The organism is Paraburkholderia unamae (genome assembly GCF_003268775.1).
In the GTDB taxonomy this organism is placed as follows: domain Bacteria; phylum Pseudomonadota; class Gammaproteobacteria; order Burkholderiales; family Burkholderiaceae; genus Paraburkholderia; species Paraburkholderia unamae.
The window spans coordinates 17,784-39,065 of record NZ_QLSU01000020.1 but is presented as its reverse complement, the minus strand read 5'-3'; the positions used below and the strand labels follow the sequence as shown (position 1 = coordinate 39,065).

At 65.3% G+C, this 21,282-nt stretch carries 17 protein-coding genes and 2 tRNA genes; 11 read left to right on the top strand and 8 right to left on the bottom strand.

Features of this window, described 5'->3' with window-relative positions:
* The first annotated feature begins 135 nt into the window (after nucleotides 1-135).
* From C7401_RS28115 to oxlT, 3 genes are all read left to right on the top strand, one after another.
* Nucleotides 136-1,704 carry a Re/Si-specific NAD(P)(+) transhydrogenase subunit alpha gene (locus C7401_RS28115; protein ID WP_112174792.1) on the top strand — a complete coding sequence of 523 codons (1,569 nt, stop codon included), beginning with the start codon at nucleotides 136-138 and terminating at the stop codon, nucleotides 1,702-1,704.
* Nucleotides 1,705-1,713: 9 nt separating this feature from the next.
* Nucleotides 1,714-3,108: an NAD(P)(+) transhydrogenase (Re/Si-specific) subunit beta gene (locus tag C7401_RS28110; protein WP_112174699.1), complete on the top strand. Its 1,395-nt coding sequence runs from the start codon at nucleotides 1,714-1,716 to the stop codon at nucleotides 3,106-3,108.
* 112 nt (nucleotides 3,109-3,220) lie between these two features.
* A complete protein-coding gene (gene oxlT, locus C7401_RS28105; protein WP_112174698.1) occupies nucleotides 3,221-4,561 on the top strand; it encodes an oxalate/formate MFS antiporter in 1,341 nt (446 codons plus the stop codon).
* Between the two features lie 17 nt (nucleotides 4,562-4,578).
* On the opposite strand, the gene C7401_RS28100 is transcribed toward oxlT, so the two are convergent.
* From C7401_RS28100 to C7401_RS28090, 3 genes are all read right to left on the bottom strand, one after another.
* A complete protein-coding gene (locus tag C7401_RS28100) occupies nucleotides 4,579-4,884 on the bottom strand; it encodes a hypothetical protein (RefSeq protein WP_112174697.1) in 306 nt (101 codons plus the stop codon).
* Nucleotides 4,885-5,102: 218 nt separating this feature from the next.
* Nucleotides 5,103-5,189 (bottom strand) — tRNA-Leu (locus C7401_RS28095).
* Nucleotides 5,190-5,364: 175 nt separating this feature from the next.
* Nucleotides 5,365-5,451: transfer RNA gene (locus tag C7401_RS28090), tRNA-Leu, on the bottom strand.
* A 387-nt stretch (nucleotides 5,452-5,838) separates the two neighbouring features.
* Between C7401_RS28090 and rnr the strand changes: the two genes are divergently transcribed.
* The 5 genes from rnr to C7401_RS28065 all read left to right on the top strand — a co-directional run bounded on the left by rnr (nucleotide 5,839) and on the right by C7401_RS28065 (nucleotide 12,138).
* The gene (gene rnr / locus C7401_RS28085; protein WP_112174791.1) at nucleotides 5,839-8,304 is read left to right on the top strand and encodes a ribonuclease R; all 2,466 of its coding nucleotides are present in this window, start codon (nucleotides 5,839-5,841) and stop codon (nucleotides 8,302-8,304) included.
* Between the two features lie 189 nt (nucleotides 8,305-8,493).
* Nucleotides 8,494-9,237, top strand: coding sequence for a 23S rRNA (guanosine(2251)-2'-O)-methyltransferase RlmB (gene rlmB, locus C7401_RS28080; protein WP_112174696.1), 744 nt, complete (start codon nucleotides 8,494-8,496; stop codon nucleotides 9,235-9,237).
* Between the two features lie 95 nt (nucleotides 9,238-9,332).
* A complete protein-coding gene (gene rpiA / locus C7401_RS28075) occupies nucleotides 9,333-10,028 on the top strand; it encodes a ribose-5-phosphate isomerase RpiA (protein WP_112174695.1) in 696 nt (231 codons plus the stop codon).
* Nucleotides 10,029-10,859: 831 nt separating this feature from the next.
* Nucleotides 10,860-11,453 carry a hypothetical protein gene (locus tag C7401_RS28070; protein WP_112174694.1) on the top strand — a complete coding sequence of 198 codons (594 nt, stop codon included), beginning with the start codon at nucleotides 10,860-10,862 and terminating at the stop codon, nucleotides 11,451-11,453.
* Between the two features lie 73 nt (nucleotides 11,454-11,526).
* On the top strand, nucleotides 11,527-12,138 hold the full coding sequence (locus C7401_RS28065; RefSeq protein WP_112174693.1) for a hypothetical protein: 612 nt from the start codon (nucleotides 11,527-11,529) through the stop codon (nucleotides 12,136-12,138).
* Between the two features lie 217 nt (nucleotides 12,139-12,355).
* Here the strand turns inward: C7401_RS28065 and C7401_RS28060 are convergent, their stop codons facing one another.
* A complete protein-coding gene (locus C7401_RS28060; RefSeq protein WP_112174692.1) occupies nucleotides 12,356-13,090 on the bottom strand; it encodes a Crp/Fnr family transcriptional regulator in 735 nt (244 codons plus the stop codon).
* Nucleotides 13,091-13,820: 730 nt separating this feature from the next.
* Between C7401_RS28060 and C7401_RS28055 the strand changes: the two genes are divergently transcribed.
* From C7401_RS28055 to C7401_RS28045, 3 genes are all read left to right on the top strand, one after another.
* Nucleotides 13,821-15,380: a mannose-1-phosphate guanylyltransferase/mannose-6-phosphate isomerase gene (locus tag C7401_RS28055; RefSeq protein ID WP_112174691.1), complete on the top strand. Its 1,560-nt coding sequence runs from the start codon at nucleotides 13,821-13,823 to the stop codon at nucleotides 15,378-15,380.
* A 379-nt stretch (nucleotides 15,381-15,759) separates the two neighbouring features.
* Nucleotides 15,760-16,479, top strand: coding sequence for a FadR/GntR family transcriptional regulator (locus tag C7401_RS28050; RefSeq protein WP_112174690.1), 720 nt, complete (start codon nucleotides 15,760-15,762; stop codon nucleotides 16,477-16,479).
* A 171-nt stretch (nucleotides 16,480-16,650) separates the two neighbouring features.
* Complete coding sequence (locus C7401_RS28045) at nucleotides 16,651-17,628, top strand: Gfo/Idh/MocA family protein (protein WP_112174689.1); 978 nt, start codon at nucleotides 16,651-16,653, stop codon at nucleotides 17,626-17,628.
* A 67-nt stretch (nucleotides 17,629-17,695) separates the two neighbouring features.
* Here C7401_RS28045 and C7401_RS28040 read toward each other — a convergent pair whose 3' ends face one another.
* The 4 genes from C7401_RS28040 to C7401_RS28025 all read right to left on the bottom strand — a co-directional run bounded on the left by C7401_RS28040 (nucleotide 17,696) and on the right by C7401_RS28025 (nucleotide 21,273).
* The gene (locus C7401_RS28040; protein WP_112174688.1) at nucleotides 17,696-18,355 is read right to left on the bottom strand and encodes an amino acid ABC transporter permease; all 660 of its coding nucleotides are present in this window, start codon (nucleotides 18,353-18,355) and stop codon (nucleotides 17,696-17,698) included.
* A 123-nt stretch (nucleotides 18,356-18,478) separates the two neighbouring features.
* Nucleotides 18,479-19,276, bottom strand: a complete 798-nt coding sequence (locus tag C7401_RS28035) for a transporter substrate-binding domain-containing protein (protein WP_112174687.1) — start codon at nucleotides 19,274-19,276, stop codon at nucleotides 18,479-18,481.
* A 96-nt stretch (nucleotides 19,277-19,372) separates the two neighbouring features.
* On the bottom strand, nucleotides 19,373-20,407 hold the full coding sequence (locus C7401_RS28030; RefSeq protein WP_112174686.1) for a quinone-dependent dihydroorotate dehydrogenase: 1,035 nt from the start codon (nucleotides 20,405-20,407) through the stop codon (nucleotides 19,373-19,375).
* Nucleotides 20,408-20,508: 101 nt separating this feature from the next.
* Nucleotides 20,509-21,273: an arginyltransferase gene (locus tag C7401_RS28025; RefSeq protein ID WP_112174685.1), complete on the bottom strand. Its 765-nt coding sequence runs from the start codon at nucleotides 21,271-21,273 to the stop codon at nucleotides 20,509-20,511.
* Nucleotides 21,274-21,282 lie beyond the last annotated feature (9 nt).

Here is a 21,282-nt window from a genome sequence, read left to right as displayed (position 1 = left end):
GAACAGAATTCCAATCAGCAGGAGACGTTTCATGAAGTCGTGGCCACGCTTTCGGCGCGCCAGATGCATTGGCGCGCCGCCGATTCCTTATGCTTTGCCCGCATCGCCTCGTTTCCAGAAGCACGGAGGCGCATCATGCCGATGACGATTGCGGCTCCCCGCGAGACACATGAAGGCGAGCGACGCGTAGCGGCGACGCCGGAAAGTGTCGCACAACTAATCAAACTCGGTTATGCCGTGGAGGTCGAAGCGGGGGCGGGTGTGAACGCTTCGTATCCGGACGATGCCTACCGCGCGGCAGGTGCGCGCATTGTGGACGACGCGCAGGCGCTCCTGAGCGGCGCGGATATCGTCGCCAAGGTGCGTCCGCCTTCGAGTGAGGAAGTGCAGCGGCTCAAACCCGGCGCAACGCTGATCGGGTTTATCTGGCCCGCGCAGCATGCGGCGCTGCTCGAGCAACTGGCGGCGCGCGAGGCGACGGTGCTCGCGATGGACTGCGTGCCGCGCATCTCGCGCGCGCAAAAGCTCGACGCGTTGAGTTCGATGGCGAACATGGCGGGCTATCGCGCGGTCGTCGAAGCGGCCCAGCATTTTGGCCGAGTTTTCACGGGGCAGATCACGGCGGCCGGCAAGATGCCGCCCGCGAAGGTGCTCGTGATCGGCGCGGGCGTCGCCGGGCTGGCGGCGATTGGCGCCGCACGCGGACTTGGCGCGATCGTGCGTGCGTTCGATACGCGCCCCGAGGTCGGCCAGCAGGTCGAGAGCATGGGCGCGGAATTCCTGAGCATCGACATCGAGGAGGAGGGTGGCGGCTCCGGCGGGTACGCCAGGCAGATGAGCGCGAAGTTCATCGAAGCGGAAATGGCGCTTTTCGAAGCCCAGGCGCGCGAGGTCGACATCATCATCACGACCGCGCTCATTCCGGGCAAACCGGCGCCGCGCCTCATCGACGCGAAAACGGTGGCGTGCATGCGCGCGGGCAGCGTGATCGTCGACATGGCGGCCGAGCAGGGCGGCAACTGTGAACTGACGCAACCGGGCCTTGTCGTGAACGCGAACGGCGTGACCGTGATCGGCTATACGGACTTGCCAAGCCGCATGGCGAACCAGTCGAGCCAGCTTTACGCGACCAACATCCGCCACTTGCTGACTGATCTCACGCCCGCGAAAGACGGTGAACTCAAGCTCGACATGGACGACGTCGTGCAGCGCGGGACCACCGTCATGCAGCGCGGCCAGATTTGCTGGCCGCCGCCGCCGGTGCAGGTCTCCGCCGCGCCGCAGGCGGCTGCGCAGACGAAGCCCGTCGTCGTCGCGAACGGCCAGGCAAAGGACGAAAGCGTGCAGGCCGCGCGCCGCAACGGCGTGGGGTCGCTCGCCGCGCTCGTCATTGCCGCGTTGCTGCTGCTTGCGCTTGGCGCGGTCGCGCCGCCCGCGTTCGTCGCGCATTTCACCGTGTTCGTCCTTGCCGTGTTCGTCGGCTATCAGGTGGTCTGGAACGTCACGCCTTCGTTGCATACGCCGCTCATGAGCGTGACGAATGCGATCAGCGGGATCATCGTGATCGGCGCGTTGCTGCATCCGGGCAACGCCGGCACGGTCGTGACCGTGCTGGCGGGCATTGCGCTCGTCGTCGCGACCATCAACATCGCGGGCGGCTTTCTCGTCACCCAGCGCATGCTGAAGATGTTCCAACGGACCTGAGGAGACGTCATGCTCAACGGAATCGGCAACATGGCGTGGCTCGGCGCGGCGACGCTCTTCATCCTCAGTCTGCGAGGGCTGAGTCATCCCGCCAGTGCGCGGCGCGGCAATCTCTATGGCGTGAGCGGCATGGTGATCGCCGTGCTGGCCACCTTGCTCGTCACGGGCGGCGCGGGCTTGCAGATCGCGCTCGTCGCGGCGCTCGTGGGCGGCGGCCTCGGCGCAATGCTCGCGCGTCGCGTGGAGATGACGCAGATGCCGCAACTCGTCGCGGTGCTGCACAGCTTCGTCGGTCTCGCGGCCACGCTCATCGCCTTCGCGAACTTTCTCTCGCCCGCGAGCGCGATGAGCGGCGTGGAGCGCGCGATCCACGACACGGAGATCTATGTCGGCGCGTTTATCGGCACGGTCACGTTCAGCGGCTCGATCGTCGCGTTCCTGAAGCTGCAAGGCACGGTGAGCGGCAAGCCGCTCGTGCTGCCCGCGCGGCATCTGCTCAACGCGGTCGTGCTGGGCGCGTGCATCGCGCTGGGTTATCGCTTCGTCAGCGCACCCGATGGCGGCGACGCGCTCTATGCGCTCATCGTCATGTGCGTGCTCGCCGCGGCGCTCGGCGTGCATCTCGTGATGGCGATCGGCGGCGCGGACATGCCCGTGGTGGTCTCGATGCTCAACAGCTACTCGGGCTGGGCCGCGGCGGCAACGGGCTTCATGCTCGACAACGACCTGCTCGTCACCACGGGCGCACTGGTCGGATCGAGCGGCGCGATTCTCAGCTACATCATGTGCCGCGCGATGAATCGCAGCTTCGTTTCGGTGATCCTCGGCGGCTTCGGCGCGGTGAGCGCCACGACGAGTTCGACACCGCAGGGCGAAGTCGTGGCGACCACCGTGGACGAAGTGGGCTCGCTTCTGCGTGACGCACAAGAAGTCGTGATCGTGCCGGGCTATGGCATGGCGGTCGCGCAGGCGCAGGGCACCATCAGCGAGATCACGCGGCGGCTGCGCGCGCTCGGCATACGCGTGCGCTTTGGCATCCACCCCGTTGCGGGGCGCTTGCCTGGCCACATGAACGTGCTGCTCGCGGAGGCGAAAGTGCCGTACGACATCGTGCTCGAAATGGACGAGATCAACGAAGACTTCACGAGTACGGACGTGGTGCTCGTGATCGGCGCGAACGATATCGTCAACCCGGGTGCGCAGGAGGACGCGGGCAGCCCGATCGCCGGCATGCCGGTGCTGGAAGTGTGGAAGGCGCGCACCGTGGTCGTCTCCAAGCGCAGCATGGCGACGGGCTACGCGGGCGTCGACAATCCGCTTTTCTATAAGGACAACACACGAATGTTGTTCGGCGATGCGAAGGGCAGCGTCGATGCGTTGCTGCGGCAGCTCGAAGCGGCTTGACGTTTGATGGAAGGCGCGGCGGGCGCAACGCCTGCCGCACCGGCTGCACCGCGGCAAGCGCACGCCGGGCGCATGCGAGGCACACGCAAGGGCCCGCGGGCAATCACAACGGATGGAGACAGACAACGTGGCATATACCGATCGTAACGAAGGCGGCTACACGGCGCGGCGGCACAACCGCTGGGTGCAGCTCGTGGCGGGCATTCTCTGCATGGGGCTCGTCGCAAACCTGCAATATGCGTGGACGCTTTTCGTCGTGCCGATGGATGCGCGGCATCACTGGGGACAGGCCGCGATCCAGCTCGCCTTTTCGATTTTCATCGTGACGGAAACGTGGCTCGTGCCCGTGGAAGGCTGGCTTGTCGACCGTTTCGGCCCGCGCCCGGTCGTGATGGGCGGCGCGTGCTGCGTGGCGCTCGGCTGGGTGCTCGATGCGTGGGCGCCCGCGTTGCCGGTGTTGTACATTGCGGCCGTGATCGCGGGCATCGGCGCGGGGTGCGTATACGGCACGTGCGTGGGCACGGCGCTCAAATGGTTTCCCGACCGGCGCGGCCTCGCGGCCGGCATGACGGCCGCCGGTTTCGGCGCGGGCGCGGCACTCACGGTCATCCCGATCTCGAACATGATCCAGCAGTCGGGCTATGAACACGCGTTCGTATTCTTCGGACTCCTGCAAGGCGCCTGCATCATGGCGCTCGCGCTCGTGATGGTGCGGCCGAAACCGCCCGCGCATGCGGCCGGCATCAAGCGCGTTGTGGCGACCAAGACCGACTACACGACGCGGCAGATGGTGCGCGCACCCGTGTTCTGGGTGATGTATGCGATGTTCGTGTGCGTGGCGGCGGGCGGCATCATCGCGACGGCGCAGATCGGCCCGATCGCCAAGAGCTACGGTTTTGCCTCGATGCCGGTCACGCTCATGACCGCGACGCTGCCGCTGCTCACCATGACGCTCTCGATCAACAACCTCTGCAACGGCTTTACGCGGCCGCTGTGCGGGCTGATTTCGGATCGCATCGGCCGTGAGAACACGATGTTCATCACATTTCTGGGCGAAGGGCTCGCGTTGCTCGGCTTGCGTGCTTTTGGCCACGACCCGTATCTCTTCATGCTGTTTTCGGGGCTCGTGTTCCTGTTCTACGGCGACATCTTCTCGAACTTTCCGGCGACCTGCGCCGACACGTTCGGCGCGCGTTATGCGGCAGGCAACGCGGGCACGCTTTATACGGCGAAGGGGACCGCGGCCATGCTCGTGCCGGTCGCCACGCTGCTCGCGGTGCATGGCGGCTGGAACATGGTGTTCGACATGGTCGCCTGCGTGGCGATGATGGCGGGGGTGTGTGCGAAGGTGATCTTGCAGCCGATGCGGCGGCGCTGGATCTTCGAGTCGGGCCGGGAGGCGAAGGTCGGCGATTCGGCGTTCGCGCCTTCTCCGCTGGGCTCGCACGAATGAGCGCGCGGCGCTGAACCTTAAGGGCGCGCGGCGGGCCCCCGGCCTTGACGCGTGGCGGCGGGGCGCAGCGCTCGCATCATTCTGGCGGCGGTCTGAAGTCGGGCGCGCACGCGCTCGCGGCGTACGCGCCGTGTGTCGTTGCGCGCCTGAATGCGGCGCGTATCCGCTTCGTCGGTGGACGCTTCCTGCATGCCGAGATGCGCGTAACGGCCCTCGCTCGCGTTCTTTTCGAGCCAGCGCTCGGGCAGGCGTGTTGCCAGCAGCCAGGTCGCGGCGGCGCCGAAGCTCACGGCGACGATAGCGGCGACAACGACGAGTTCCATCCGGTCTTCCTCAATCGATAGAGTGCGCGTCGCGTGCATGCATCGTGCCGCGAACGTTTGGCGCCATCAATGTGCTCGAAGGCGCGAGGCAATGTATACCATGAAATACAACGGGAGGGATGGCAGCAGGGACGGCAGGAGCGGAAAACAAAAAAGCCCGCTAATTTGCGGGCTTTTTCGATGAATCCTGTGTACTACTAGTTCTGCTTGATAAGACGTGGTGCCCAGGAGAGGACTCGAACCTCCACAGTGTTGCCACCGCTAGGACCTGAACCTAGTGCGTCTACCAATTCCGCCACCTGGGCACGTCTTCAAGCTAGAAGGAGATTATGGCGCGTTTCTCGGAGTGTGTCAATAGATGTTTTCAAAAAAACTTCATCTCGGGAAGATGACGCTTCGCATTGCCCGATAGCAGGGCAGTCGTCCTCACCGCTGCGCGAGAAATGAAAAAGGCCGGCAAGAAGCCGGCCTTTCAAATTCTGGTGCCCAAGAGAGGACTCGAACCTCCACAGTGTTGCCACCGCCAGGACCTGAACCTGGTGCGTCTACCAATTCCGCCACCTGGGCAAGGTGTCGCTTACTACTTTTTGCTACGTGTTGTGCAGCAAAGACAGAAATTATAGCGGGCCTGAAACGGCTGTCAAGCGTTTTGTTGAGATCGGGGAAGCATGTCATCCACGGCAGGGTCGTGCGCGTGACGCGGGCGCCGGGGTGCGCCGCAACGCCTCTCCCTCGGCTCGTCGGGTGCGGCGCGGGTGTTAGAATGCCTCGCAGCAGTTCCGCCGGCATCCCTATATGTTGTGAGCGATTTGAGCGATTGAGCAAACCGCGCGGGGCCGGCAGGTTGCAGCACTCGAAGGCCGGGGCGCTGCCCGCATGTAGCGCATGTATTGCACACATCAGGGCCGCGCGAAATCCGACGTCCACGCAACGAGAACAACCATCGACAAGCCCTTGAGCAAATATCCGTATCCGATTCCCAGCCGCGAAGAGATCCTCGGCGTGCTGCGGACCAGCGACTCGCCTTGCACCGCGAACGATATCGCCGAGGCGCTCGCCATCAAGCGCCAGGAGCGCGAAGGGTTCTTCAGACGGCTCGCCGCCATGGAGCGCGACGGGCAGATCCGGCTCGACTCGCGTGGCCACTACCAGCTCGCGCATCCCTCGAATTTCGTCGCCGGCCGCGTGCAGGGCCATCGCGACGGCTACGGTTTCCTCATCCGCGACGACGGCCAGGACGATCTGTTCCTGCCGCAAGGCGAGATGCAGAAGGTCATGCACAACGACCGCGTGCTTGCGCGCATCGTCGGCTATGACCGGCGCGGGCGCCCGGAAGGGCATATCGTCGAAGTCACGGACCGCGCGAACCGCAGCGTGATCGGGCGCCTGCTCAACGAGAACGGCGCGCTGATCGCCGCGCCCGAAGACAAGCGTATCGGCCACGACATTCTCATCACGCAGAATCCGAAGAAGGCGAAGGTCGGGCAGGTCGTGGTCGTCGAGCTCACCGATTTCCCGAGCCGCCACTCGCAACCGCTTGGGCGCGTGGTGGAGGTGCTCGGCGACATCGACGATCCCGGCATGGAGATCGAGATCGCCGTGCGCAAGTACGGCGTGCCGCACGAGTTCAGCAAGCCCGCGCTCGACGAAGCCGCGAAGCTGCCGGACGCCGTGCGTCCCACCGACATTCGTTACCGCGTGGATCTGCGCGACGTGCCGCTCGTCACGATCGACGGCGAGGATGCGCGCGACTTCGACGACGCCGTGTATTGCGAACCGATGCAGGTCGGCAAGGGCGAGGGCTTCCGCCTGATCGTCGCGATCGCCGACGTCTCGCACTATGTGCTGCCCGGCACCGGGCTCGACATCGATGCGATCGAGCGCAGCACCTCGGTGTACTTCCCGCGCCGCGTGATTCCAATGCTGCCCGAGAAGCTCTCGAACGGGCTTTGCTCGCTCAATCCGCATGTGGATCGCTGCGTGCTCGTGTGCGACATGGTCATCACCGCGCGCGGCGAGATCAAGGCGTACCAGTTCTATCCGGGCGTCATGCACTCGGCCGCGCGACTCACGTATACCGAAGTCGCGGCGGTGCTCACCAACACGAAGGGTCCGGAGGCCACGCGCCGCGCGGCGCTGCTGCCGCAGCTCCAGAACCTCTACGGCGTGTACAAGGCGCTGTTCGCCGCGCGCCAGAAGCGTGGCGCGATCGACTTCGACACGACTGAAACGTATATCGTCTGCAACGCGCAGGGCAAGATCGAGCAGATCGTGCCGCGCCAGCGCAACGACGCGCACAAGCTGATCGAGGAGTGCATGCTCGCCGCCAACGTGTGCGCGGCGGACTTCATGAAGCGCCACAAGCATCCGGGCCTGTACCGGGTGCACGCGGGGCCGAGCGCGGAGAAGCTCGAGAATCTGCGCACCTTCCTGCGCGGCATGGGCCTTTCGCTCGGCGGCGGCGACACGCCGCACGCGAGCGACTACGCCGCGCTGATGGCGCACATCCGCGACCGTCCCGACGCGCAGATGCTGCAAACCATGCTGCTGCGCTCGATGCAGCAAGCGGTGTACAGCCCGGACAACATCGGCCACTTCGGGCTCGCGTACGAGGCCTATGCGCACTTCACGAGCCCGATTCGCCGCTATCCCGACCTGCTCACGCACCGCGCGATCTACGCGATCCTGCAAGGCAAGAAGTACCAGCCGCAGGCGCCCGAGGGCGTCGAGCTCAACACCGCGCTGTCGCCGCGCGCCCGCGCGTTGCAGGCCGAGGACGAAGAGAAGCGCGGCCCGCGCCGCAATCGCGGCGGCAACACGGCGATCTGGGAAGAGCTGGGCCTGCATTGCTCGGCGAACGAGCGCCGCGCCGACGAAGCCTCGCGCGACGTGGAGGCCTGGCTCAAGTGCTACTTCATGCGCGACAAGCTCGGCGAGGAATATGGCGGCATGGTGAGCGGCGTGACGTCGTTCGGCATTTTCGTGCAGCTCGACGCGCTCTTCATCGAAGGTCTCGTGCATGTGACGGAACTGGGCTCGGACTATTTCCAGTACGACGAGATCAAGAACGAACTGCGCGGCGAGCGCACCGGCATTCGCTATCGCCTCTCGGACCGCGTGCGCGTGCAGGTGAGCCGCGTGGATCTCGACGCCCGCAAGATCGACTTCCGGCTCGTGCGCGACACGCCCGTGAAACCGGGCGGGAACCGGCCGATGCTGGCCGACAAGGGCGGTAGCGACGGCGGTCCGCGCCTGCGCGCGCTGCCTGGCGGCGACGCCGCGCGCCAGAAGCGAGCCGCGCCTGCGCCGAGCGTCGCGGTAAAGGAAGCACGCGCCGCGCGCGGGGCGGCCAAGACCGCGAAAAAACGCTCGGCCCCCAAGCCGACGGCCAAGAAGCAGCCGTCGCGCAAGAAGCGCTGAGCGCCATGCGGGGCGCGTGATGCGCTCCGCCGCCGTTTCCTGTCCGGGCCGCGCCTCCGTGCGCGCGCCCGGTTTTTTCACATGCGGGCACGACCCGCATGCGCCGGGCCGCAGCGCGGCCGGCAGCATCATCGTTGTATGCGGTGCAGTGTCTGCGCCGCAAACCGTTCATCAGGGGTTGTCTCAGTCATGTCACGTCTCAAGGTTCTTTACGGGTTTCATGCGGTGACCGCACGCTTGCGGCACGACGCGTCCACGGTCGAGGATGTCTACTACGATCCGACGCGCCGTGACCGCCGCATGCAGGACTTCCTGCACGCCGCGAAGGAAGCGGGCGCGCGCGTGATCGCAGCCGATGAAACGCGCCTGTGGGGCCTTGCGCACACGGAGCGCCACCAGGGTGTGGTCGCGCGCGTGCACGATCTGCCGCTTGCGCAGAATCTCGCCGAACTGCTCGACGGCATCCAGGGCTCGCCGCTCCTGCTCGTGCTCGACGGCGTGACCGATCCGCACAATCTCGGCGCGTGCCTGCGCGTGGCCGACGCGGCCGGCGCGCATGCGGTGATCGCTCCGCGCGACCGCGCCGTGGGCTTGAACGCCACGGCCGCGAAGGTGGCGAGCGGCGCGGCCGACACCGTGCCCTACATCACCGTGACCAACCTGGCGCGCGCGCTGCGCGAGCTCAAGGAGGCGGGCGTGTGGGTGGTGGGCACGGCGGGCGACGCGAGCGTGGGTCTCTACGAGACCAAGCTCGACGGCCCCGTCGCGCTCGTGCTGGGCGCGGAAGGCGAGGGCATGCGCCGCCTCACGCGCGAAACCTGCGACGAAGTCATGCGCATTCCGATGGCGGGCACGGTCGAAAGCCTGAACGTTTCCGTGGCTTCCGGCGTGTGTCTGTTCGAGGCCGTGCGCCAGCGTTCCGCCGCGCGCTGAGCGGGCGCGTTCCTGCGGGTTGCGGGCGGGCTGCGCCCGCAACTCCGGTAAACTATGCGGATTCCGCGTTTTTCTCCTCCTCGGGCTGTACTCCCATGACTCAAGACGAACTCAAGCAACTGGTCGGCCAGGCGGCCGCCGACTATGTCAACGCGAACGTGCCGGAAGGCGCCGTGATCGGCGTTGGCACGGGCTCCACCGCGAACTGCTTCATCGACGCGCTTGCCGCGAGCAAGAGCCGCTATCGCGGCGCCGTGTCGAGCTCGGTCGCCACCACCGCGCGCCTCGAAGCGCACGGCTTCAAGATTTTCGACCTGAATGAGATCGACTCGTTGCCCGTGTACGTGGACGGCGCCGATGAAATCGACGGCGCGGGCGCGATGATCAAGGGCGGCGGCGGCGCGCTCACGCGCGAAAAGATCGTCGCTTCGGTCTCGGACGTGTTCGTCTGTATCGCCGACGCGAGCAAGCGCGTCGAGGTGCTCGGCCAGTTCCCGCTGCCCATCGAAGTCGTGCCGATGGCGCGCACGGCCATTGGCCGCCGCGTCACCGCGCTCGGCGGCGTGCCGGTGCTGCGCGTGCAGAAAGACGGCTCGCCTTTTATCACCGACAACGGCAACGAGATCCTCGACGTGAAGGGCCTGCGCATCAGCGACCCGCGCACGCTCGAAGCGCACGTCAATGCGTGGCCGGGCGTGGTCACGGTGGGTCTGTTCGCCGCACGCGGCGCGGACCTGTGCCTGCTCGGCGGCGAAACCGGCGTAGAGCGCATTCAGTACCGCAAGGCCTGACGGGTCTCGCGCGAGCGGCAGTTGTCGCGGCCAAAACCGGGCGAGCAGGCTTTGCCGGGTTTTGGCCGATTTTGCCTGTACGCTGCCGCTCTTTTTTCCGGCGGGCCTGCGTGGCCTGCCGAACGGAATACCGCCATTAATCATTAAAATAACGCGATTTTCCGTGGTGGGTTGCCATCGCATCCAATCTGCGCATCAAATCCCTTTTGAATAATTTCTGAAAGCGAAATCGGAAATTCAAGGCGCCGGCATTCCCTTACGTTGAGCACCGCACATAAAACGTGTGAATGGCGTAGCAATGCTCTTACCATCTGAGATATAAATTCACCGTCCGGCGACGTTATGCAAGTGGTTCGCTAAAAGAGACGTGGAAGCAGCCGGACAGGGGAAGGGCGGAGCGCGAGAGCGCGTCGGCCCGTGTGTTTCTGTCTCCCGGCGCGCCTGATCAAAGATAGCGCGTGCCGCGCGGTACACGGGGAAGCAATGACAACAGCTGGTGGTAGGCGATTTGTATCGGACTGCTATTCAATGAGGTCCGTGAAGCACGCAGAATTTCACGGGGCATTCCCTTCCGGTTCCCAGACTTTCAATTCTGTTTGATTGGTCATTTTGCGCGAATGCGCAAAATGACGATCGGCGCGCGAATTTAAATCGGGTAATTCGATTTTGACGGGCGACTCAATAACGGGTCGGTCCGCGGGGCTTTTGCGCGCCGTTAATTCGGGCTTTTTTCCGTTGCAATTGAAGTCGTGTTAAATGCATCCGCGCTATCAGGGGGTGTGCGGGCGTATTCATCCAACGTTCCCCTGTTTTATCAGGAAGACCAAAATCATGAACAAGATTCAAGCCATTTCGCTCGCCGCCATGCTCTCCCTCGGTTCGGCTGCCGCTTTCGCGGGCGGTCCGGGTTCGGTGAGCGCACCGTCGTCGTCGACCACGTCGGCGGTGGGCGCGGGTGGCGTGGGCTTTGGCGCAACGGCGCTGACGTCGAACTCGACGTCGTCGGTCAACGGCAACTTCAACTCGACGCTGTCGGTGCCGGGTCATATCGATGCGACGGTGTCGCAAGGCAACCAGTCGTTCTCGAACGCCAGCCTCACGTTCGGTTCGAGCTATGGCACGCAAACCGGCAACACGCAGACGTATGGCCAGGTGGCCAACGGCGCCGTCGGCCAGACCGGCACGACGACCACGAGCCAGAATTCGTCCACGCTGGGCTTCACGAGCGCCACGCAGTCGGGTTCGCAGAACTTCAACTCGTCGGTCATCAACACGTCGTTTAACGGTTCGAGCGGCAGCTACGGCGGTTCGGGCTTCTCGTCGACGGCTGGCGCACAGGGCTCGGGCACGGCCAACGCCGACGGCGCTGTCGGCATCCTCGCCGCGGGCGGCGCGGGTTCGCTCACGGGCGGCCTGCGCTGGTAAAGCGCAACGCGTCAGCCGTTCACTAGCGCGTCGGAAGGGGGGCGCGGCCCCCTTTCCGTTCACGGAGATATCGATGAGCAAGCTTAAACAAAAAATTGCCGTTGCCGGGGTGTTGCTGTTTGCAGGTGCTGCCTGGGCTCAGACCACGCCGACGATGACGTCGGGCACCACTTCCACGTCGAGCCAGACGAGCACCGTCTCGAACACCGTTGTGCTCCCGAGCGGCGGCGCTTCGGACGTGACCTATCACGGCTCCTATGACGTGCGCACCACGCCCACGGTCTATGCGCCCGGCCTCACGGCTTCGGTGACCGAAACCTGCTGGGGCAGCATATCGGCGGCCGTGTCGGTGGTGGGTGTCGGCGCGACGGCCGCGGGCACCATCAAGGATCTGGACTGCAACAAGCGGCTGAACGCCGCCGTGGCATGGCGCATGGATCGCAAGGACATTGCCTTCAACATCATGTGCCAGGAAGACGACTTCCGCGAGGCTGCCGCGATGACCGACCACCCGTGCGGCGAAAACCGCAAGGTCGCGAAGAACGACGGCTCGCCCGTGCAACTGCGCAACGCGGACACGAGCCCGGCGCCGAGGCTTCAGGAGCCGACCGATCCGTTCGTGCGCGAACGCGAGAAGCTTCCGCCATTGCCGCTTGCCCAGGCGAGCACGTCGACTGCCCATTGAATCCGGTCATGCAGGAGCGCACGCGCTGTTTTCTCCTGCTGACGTATCGATCCAGAATTGATTCGTTATCCTGTGCGATGTCCGATCCCGTCACCGAACGCTGCGAAATGGCCGATGCCCTGTTTGCGCGGAGCAAACGCCAAAGCGTGCCGCCACGGGCACGCCTTGCAGAGATTGCGCAAGAGACGCGCTCGCGGCACGGGCCGCGAGCGTGAGGTCATTCGACCGTTTCCGCCTGGCGCAAGCGCGGCAGCAGCCGTTCGAACTCGCGGCTCACGAGCCCGTAGCATTCGCAGGCGCGCGCTTCGAGCCCCTTGCGATCGAGCACGCGAATATGGCCGCGGCTATGGTGGATCAGGCCTTCGTCGTGCAGCTTGCCGGCCGCCTCGGTAATGCCTTCGCGGCGCACGCCGAGCATGTCGGCGATCAGTTGCTGCGTGACGGAGAGATCGTTGGACGCGACGCGATCCACTTCGATCAGCAGCCAGCGGCACAACTGCTTGCTAAGCGAATGGTGACGGTTGCAGGCGGCCGTCTGCGCGACCTGGGTGAGCAGCGCATGCATGTAGAGCAGCATGAGGCGGCGCAGGAAATCCGAGCGCGCGAACTGCTGCTTGAGGCTTGGCGCGCTCATGCGGTAGGCGAAGCCCGCGCACTGGACCTGCACGCGGTTCGGCATCGTTTCGCCGCCGGTGAGCACGGGCACGCCCGTCATGCCTTCGCGGCCCACCGCGGCAATTTCGACCGAGCTGCCGTCTTCCATCGTCGAGAGCAAGGAGATGATTGCGGTCGTCGGAAAGTACACGTGATGAATGCGCTGGCCGGAATCGCACAGCAGTTGTTCGGTGCGCAGATGAACGAGTTCGAGATGCGGGGCGAGAGCCTGCCATTCATGCGACGGGAGGGCGCCCAGCAAATGGTTGCCGTGAAGATCGGATTGAAGGGTTAACATGACTGGTCCTCGTGCGAGGCGGCGCTGGCCGCCTCCTGTTTTTTGATTCCGTTCGTCGAACTCGTTGTTGTCTGCCGTTTCCCGTACGGCTTTGGTGTTCGACGTGCCGGCCCCATAGTCCCGCTTTGCGTCCGCGATCTTGGTTGTCCGCGTTTGCGCTTGTGTGGCGATCTTTCTATAGCAGGGTGTGTGCCAGTTGATGGCAGAGCAAGCGTGCATGCGGCTCTGCGCGAGGCGCGCATGCCGCGCTGCGGCGTAACACCGCATTTTTGTTTCAGTTTTGTACGGCCATGGTGCGTGCCCCCGCCGCGCGCAGTGAATTTTTTCAACATTTAACTGATTGATTTTATTGATGTATTTATCGGTGGGGCCGGGGTTTCAGAAATGGCTCCTCGCTGAAACATCAATAAGCGGCGACTTGCGAGGGCGTGGAGTGCGCCCGGAAAAACGCGACGATTTTGATTCACTTCTGTCATTGAGCGTCCCGCGCCGGCGAAAAAGCGTTCGGCTGTGAAACGTCGCGCCGTGACCGGCAGTGTGGGGCGGCATGCCATCGATCAGTGTGGGTATGCGTACAGAATGCCGCAGCCAGGTTTGCTCCAATGAGGTCCGTAAATGGACCGCAAAACGTGGACCGCAAGACGTGGTTCGGAAGGCGCGAAGCCTCGGGCGAGACGCCACTGAACGTGACCATGCCGTGACGATTCCTATTGATCGGGGAGTTCCCTGCATGAACCAGGTCGTGACGCCTGCGAGCTTGATCGCCGCAGCCAATGAAGGCGAAGTCGCGCTCGTCGTTCAGCCTGTCGTGCTGGCCGGCGGTTCGGGCACGCGGCTCTGGCCGTTATCTCGCGAGCATTGTCCGAAACAGTTGATCGATCTGCTCGATGGCGAGTCGTTGCTCGAAGCGACCGTGCGGCGGCTCGACGGCGTCTACGCGCAGGCGGGGGCGGCCGTGCGCAAGGCGGCGCCCGTTGTGGTGAGCAGCGAGGAGTTGCGGCTCATGACGCTCGACCGGCTCGCCCGCAGCAGCATGGCGGCGCGTGTCGTGCTGGAGCCGGTCGCGCGCAATACCGCGCCCGCGTTGACGGTGGCCGCGCTTGCCGCGCGCGCCGAATGCGAGTCGGCGCTCGCCCGTGAAGGCGCAGGCGCCGCATGCGACAGCGACCCGGTGCTGGTCGCCATGCCCGCCGATCATCTGATCGCCGATCGCGCCGCCTTTGCCGCCGCGCTCGAAGAGGCGGTCACGTACGCGGCGCGCGGCGCGATTGTCACGCTGGGCGTGCCGCCGCAGCGCGCGGAAACCGGTTACGGCTATATCGGCGCGGGCGTGGCGCTCGGCGCGAGCGGTGCGCGCCGCATCGAGCGCTTCGTGGAAAAGCCCGACGCGGAGCTGGCCGCGCGTTACGTCGCTTCCGGCGATTACCTCTGGAACAGCGGCATTTTCGTGGTGCGCGCATCGGTGTGGCTTGCCGCCATCGCGTATTGCCGGCCCGCCATCGCGGCGCAGTGCGCGGCGGCGTTCGAGTCGGCTGCCGTCGACGCCGACGGCACCGTGCATCTCGATGCCGCGGCGCTGGCCGCGTGCCCGTCCGATTCGATCGACTATGCCGTGATGGAGTCGGTGGGGTCGGACGCGCGGCTTGCGGGCGTGGTCGTGCCGATGGTCGCGGGCTGGTCCGATGTCGGTGCGTGGGACGCGGTGTGGCAAGTGTCGAACAAGGACGCGAGCGGCAACGTCGCGCGCGGGCCCGTGATTTTCGAGGACGTGACCGACACGTTCGCGCATTCGGACGGGCGGCTCGTTGCGTGCGTGGGCGTGCATGGCGTGGTGGTGGTCGAGACGGCCGACGCGGTGCTCGTCGCGGCCAAGGATCGCGTGCAGGACGTGAAGGCGGTGGTGAGCAAGCTCAGGGAGCAGCGCAGCGAGATCGCGCAGCACCACCGCCGCGTGGAGCGGCCATGGGGCTGTTACGACTCGCTCGATCACGGCGAGCGCTTCCAGGTCAAGCGCATCGTCGTGAAGCCCGGCGGCTGCCTTTCGCTGCAAATGCATCATCACCGCGCCGAGCACTGGACTGTCGTGCGCGGCACGGCGCGCGTGACGCGCGGCGACGAAGTGTTCCTGCTCTCGGAAAACGAGTCCACTTACATTCCGCTTGGCGTGAAGCACCGGCTGGAGAATCCGGGCAAGACGGCGCTGGAGATCATCGAGGTCCAGTCGGGCGGCTATCTCGGCGAGGACGACATCGTGCGTTTCGACGATCAGTATGGCCGGATACAACGATAGGCGGACGCATCGATGCAAGCGCGCGCGTGAACGCGCGCTGAAAAGCGTGCGGGAAAGAAACATCCACGCCGCCATCGCTGCATATGCACTGCCAGGGACTGCCGAATGAAGCGGAGGGTTCGGTTGAAGTAAGCGGGCGATACATACAGTCGCCTTACAAAAGCAGCAAAAAGCACTGCAATCGTAGCGCGCAAGGGCCGCCGCAGCACGCGTCAGTACGAACGATACGTTTATGAAGCAAGCCTCACGTCAGGAGATATCCTGGCTGGCGAATTATGCAGTTCGCATGGCAACGTACCACATAAGTTCGACGACGCACGAGGGCCCGCGCAGTAACCGGCTAACAGGGCGATAACGCCGCATCGGGGGGGTAAGGGTCATGGAACTGGGGAACAAGGAACGCTCGCTCGTCAGCAAGGTGATGGACGGGCTGATTTCAGGCATCGTCGAGGAGCGGTACGGCGCCGTGCTGCCGCCGCAGGATGTCCTTTCGAAGGAGTTCGACGTAAGCCGCACGGTGATGCGCGAGGCGCTCTCCATGCTGCTCGCGCGCCACATGCTCGATGTGCGGCCGAAAATCGGCACACGCATCCGGCCCATGCGCGACTGGCGCATGATCGACGAGGACGTCGTGAACTGGCGCTTTCGCGCGAAGCCCGACAAGACGTTCTTGCGCGACGTGATCGAGTTTCGCGGCCTGATCGAGCCGGCGGCATGCGCGCTCGCCGCCGCGCGCGCGAGCGCGGCGGATATTGCCGGCATACGCGAGGCGTTCGAGGCGCTGCGCCAGACGAGCACCGACGACCCGAACTTCCAGAGCGCCGACGCGTTGCTGCACACGCGGATTCTCGCGGCGAGCGGCAATCAGTTTTATCAGCAGATGGCGGCGATCATTCGCGGCGCGCTATCGCTCGTCAACCCGATCCTCAATGCTCGCGACGGCGGCTGGCAGAATGTCGTGGCCGCGCACGAACGCGTGGTCGACGCGATCGAGCGGCGCGCGCCCAAGGAGGCCGAAGCGGCGGCGCTGGCGATGATCGAGTACACGGCCGACGAACTCATGCGGGCGCTCGCGCCCGAGGCGCTGGAGCAGCGCTGACGCGTCGTGTGCATGGGGCGCGCCGCTTCAGGCGGGCGCCGCGCCTATGTCGATGCGGACGTTGATGCGGACGCATTGCGGCGCGCGTGGCGTGCCGGTATCGTGCGTGTCTTTGGGCCTGCCGCGTGCTGCGCGGCGCGCCCTGGACCTCACAGCCGGAGCACGCATCACATGAGCGAAACACAAACGATACGCTGGGGCATCGTCGGCGCGGGGCGCATTGCGCACCGCTTCGCACAGGGCGTCGCGCACGTGCCGCATGCACGCGTCGAGGCGGTCTGGTCGCGGCGCATGCAAACCGCGCAGGCGCTTGCGGACACTTGCGGCGCGCAAGCTTGCGAGAGCCTCGAAGCGCTCTTCGCTAGCGGCATCGACGCCGTGTATATCGCCACGATGCAGGACAGTCACGCGCACTACGCGATCGCCGCGCTCGAGGCCGGTCTGCCCGTGCTGTGCGAAAAACCGGCCACGGTCAACGGCGCGCAGCTCGAACGCGTGCTCGATGCCGCGAGCCGCGCCCAGCGCCTCTTCATGGAGGCGATGAAGCCGCCGTTCTATCCCCTCTATCGCGCATTGCGCGCCCATCTGGCCGCCGATCCGATCGGGCCGGTCGGCCTCGTGCGCGCCGGGTGTTCCGTCGCGAACGTGCCGGCCGACCATCCCTCATTTTCGTTCGAGCAGGCGGGCGGGGCACTCCTCGACATCGGCGTGTATGAGATGTTTCTCGCCGTGGACTGGCTCGGCGCGCCGCGCGAGGTGCAGACCGTCGGGCGTCTTGGCGCGAGCGGCGTGGACACGTTCGCGAGCCTGAACTGCCAGCACGAGCACGGTATTGCGCAGCTATTTTGCGGGCTCGATCTGCACGGCTATGGCGACGCATTGCTGGCGGGTCCGCTAGGCAATGTGACGATTCACGCCAACTGGTGGAATCCGGCGCGCGCGACGGTGCGTTACACAGATGGCCGCGTTGTCGAACTCGACGAGCCGTTCGAAGGCGGCGGCCTGAACTACGAGACCGCGCACTTTTGCGAGTTGCTGCGTGCGGGCGCGCTGGAGAGCCCGGTAATGACGCACGACACGTCGCGCCGCATGCTCGCGATGGCGGACGCCGCGCGCGCAACGCTCGGACTGCGCTTTCCCTGCGAGTGAAAAAGAAACGGCCCGCATGTGCGGGCCGCTTGTGAGTGCGTTCGCCGGTTATCGACCCGGCAGGCGCTCAGTGACGCGAGGGTAGTGCGAGACGCTTTTCGTACCAGTGCTGCACCCATTCGAGCACCTGGCACAGCACCCAATAAACGGCGGCCGCCGCGAGATAGAGCGGCAGCGGCTGATACGTCGAAGCGATGATCTCCTGCGCGCTGCGCAAGAGCTCCGTCACGGTGATGACCGAAACGAGCGACGTGTCCTTGATGAGACTGATGAGGCTGTTCGAAAGGCTCGGCACGGCAATGCGCAGCGCCTGCGGTGCGATCACGTAGCGCAGCGTCTGGCGTCGCGAGAGGCCGAGGCTATACGCCGCGAGCCACTGGCCGCTGTGAATGCCGAGAATCGCGCCGCGCATGCTCTCCGAGAGATACGCCGCCACGTTCGCCGAAAGCGCGATCACGCCGGCCGGCGTCGGATCGAGCGAGATGCCGATGCTCGGCAATCCGTAGTAAATGACGAATATCTGCACGAGCAGCGGCGTGCCGCGCATCAGGCTCACGTACACGCGCGCGATGAACACGAGCGCGCGGTTCGAGCTGATGCCCATGAGCGCGAGCACGGCGCCGCCGATCAGCCCGAAGATCATCGAAAGCACGGCGAACTTGACCGTCAGCACCGCGCCCTGTGCGAGCACCGGCAGCGACTGGATGATGAGCGTATAGATGGGCATGGGCGTAGGTAACGAGGTGAGGTGGCGCGGTTTGCATGGGGCCGTCCATGTGCGAAGGGCGGCATCCTGCGATGCCGCCCTTCGCGTCAGCCGGGCTGTGCGGCGCTCAGGATCATTGCGGGATCACTGCGAGATCGGCTTGGTCACGTCGATGCCGAACCACTTGTCCGAGATCTTCGTGAACGTGCCGTCGGCTTCGAGCTGCGTCATGGCGTCGTCGATCGCCTTGGCGAACTTCGGATTGCCCTTCTTGAACGGAATCGCCGAAGGATTGCCGTTGCCGACAATGGCGCCCGTGCGCAGCGGCAAATGCGAGTTCTTCAGCAGATAGGCGAGCATGAGGCGGTCGTTGAGCGCCGCGTCCAGACGCCCGGCGGCCAGGTCGCGCAGATACTCGGGCGCGCCCGGATAGGTCTTCACGTCGATGCCCGGCACCGACTTCGCCATGTCCATGTAGTTGGTGCCGAGACCGACGCCCAGCTTCTTGCCCTTGAGGTCATCGAGTGTCTTGAACGCACGCGTGTCGTCCTTGCGCTGGATGAGCTGCGCGGCCGAATACGTGTACGCCGGCGAGAAGTCGAGCACGGCCTTGCGCTGGTCGGTCACGCCCACCTGGTTGACGATCACGTCGAACTTGCCCGCCTGGAGGCCGGCGATGATGCCGCTCCACTCGGTCGTGACGAACTCGGGCTTCAGGCCCATTTTCGCGGCCACGGCACGGGCGATGTCGACGTCATAGCCGACCAGTTCGCCGTTGGGCGCCTTCGAGTTGAACGGGGGGAAGGTGCCTTCCAGGCCGATGCGCAGCGTGCCGCGCGCTTTCGCCTGGTCGAGCAGGTCATCGGCGTGGGCGCTCGCCGCGACGAACGATGCGCCGACGATTGCGAGTGCAAAGAGTTTCTTCAGCAAACCGGATTTCATGTTGTCCTCTTGTTCTCCTGCTTCGCGCAGTCGTGTCAAATACTGTGCTAGTGCACAGCGCCTCCGATGCGCCGTGACTAGCCTGCCACTATAGCTTTACGCACGTCCCGAGGCCAGCGCCCGCGCGCATTCGGCAACGAGGGCCGGGCCGCGGTAGATGAAGCCCGTATACACCTGCACGAGCGAGGCGCCCGCCGCGATCTTCGCGCGCGCGTCGTCGCCCGAGAAGATGCCGCCCACGCCGATGATCGGCACCTGGTCGCCCAGTTCGGCACGCAGCTTGCGAATCACGTTGTTCGATGCCTCGAACACGGGGCGCCCCGAAAGGCCGCCCGTTTCGTTCGCATTCGGCATGCCTTCCACGGCGGCGCGCGAGAGCGTGGTGTTGGTCGCGATCACGCCTTCGATCTTGTGGCGCAGGAGCGTGTCGGCGATTTCCTTGATCTGCTCGTCGTCGAGGTCGGGCGCGATCTTCAGCGCGAGCGGCACGAGCTTGCCGTGCATGTCGGCCAGACGCTGCTGCTTGTTCTTGAGCGCCGCGAGCAGGGCGTCGAGTTCGCCGCCGCCTTGCAACTGGCGCAGGTTCTTCGTATTCGGCGACGAGATGTTGATCGTCACGTAGCTCGCGAACGGATAGACGCGTTCGAGGCAGAAGAGGTAGTCGTCGGCGGCGCGCTCGATCGGCGTGTCGGCGTTCTTGCCGATGTTCAGGCCTAGAATGCCGCGATAGCGCGCGGCCTGCACGTTCTTCACGAACTGCTCCACGCCGTGATTGTTGAACCCCATCCGGTTGATGATGCCGCCCGCCTGCGGCAACCGGAAAATGCGCGGACGCGGATTGCCCGGCTGCGGGCGCGGCGTCACCGTGCCCACCTCGATGAAGCCGAAGCCGAGCGCGGCGAAACCGTCGATGGCGGCGCCTTCCTTGTCGAGACCCGCGGCGAGACCCACGGGATTGCGGAAGGTGAGGCCCATGACGGTGCGCGGCGCGTCGGGCACGCGCGGCGCGATGAGGCCGGCCATGCCGGTGCGGCCGGCGGCGCCGATCATGCGCAGCGACAGATGGTGGGCGTCTTCGGCGTCCATGCGAAAGAGCTGGTCGCGGACGAACGGATAAAGGGTGCTGAACACGGGAAGGAGGCGCGGGCGCCGGAAAATGGGAACCCGCTATTTTAGCGGTAACGCCGGGCCAGGGCGATGCGCCGGGTGAGCCGCTGCGGCCCGGCTTTCGCTCAGGCTTCGGGCGCGAGCGCGGCCCATGCGCCGTCGAACAGGCCTTCGAGCGGCTGGAAGCGCGCCTTGTACGCCATCTTCGGGCTCTCGCGAATCCAGTAGCCAAGATAGACGTAAGGCAATTGAAGGCTGCGCGCCTGCTCGATTTGCCAGAGGATGTTGTAGGTGCCGTAGCTTGTGTGCGTCGCGTCGGGGTCGAAGAACGTGTACACCGAGGAGAGCCCGTCGCCGAGGATGTCGATCATGCTCACCATGCGCAGCAGGCCGGGCTCGTCGGGATGCTGCGGATCGGGCTCGCGAAATTCCACGAGCCGCGAGTTGATCCGGCTTTGCAGCAGGAACTGCTCGTACTGGTCGCGGCTGTCGCGGTCCATGCCGCCGCCTGCGTGGCGCGCGGACTGGTAGCGCATGTAGAGCGCGTAGTGGGCTTCGTCGTAGTGCAGCGGCGCGACCGTCGCGACGAGTGCGCCATGGCGCTTCCACGCGCGGCGCTGGGTGCGGTTGGGCACGAAGCGCTCGACGGGTACGCGCACCGGCACGCAGGCGCGGCAGCCGTCGCAATAGGGCCGATAGGTGAACACGCCCGAGCGCCGGAAGCCGGCCTTCACGAGATCGGTATAAACGTCGGAATTGATGAGATGGCTGGGCGTGGCCACCTGGGAACGCGCGATACGCCCCTCCAGATAGCTACAGGGGTAAGGCGCCGTTGCATAGAATTGCAGCGCGGAAAGCGGTGAAAGCGGCAGCTCGTTTGGATGCGTCACGTTGGCAGC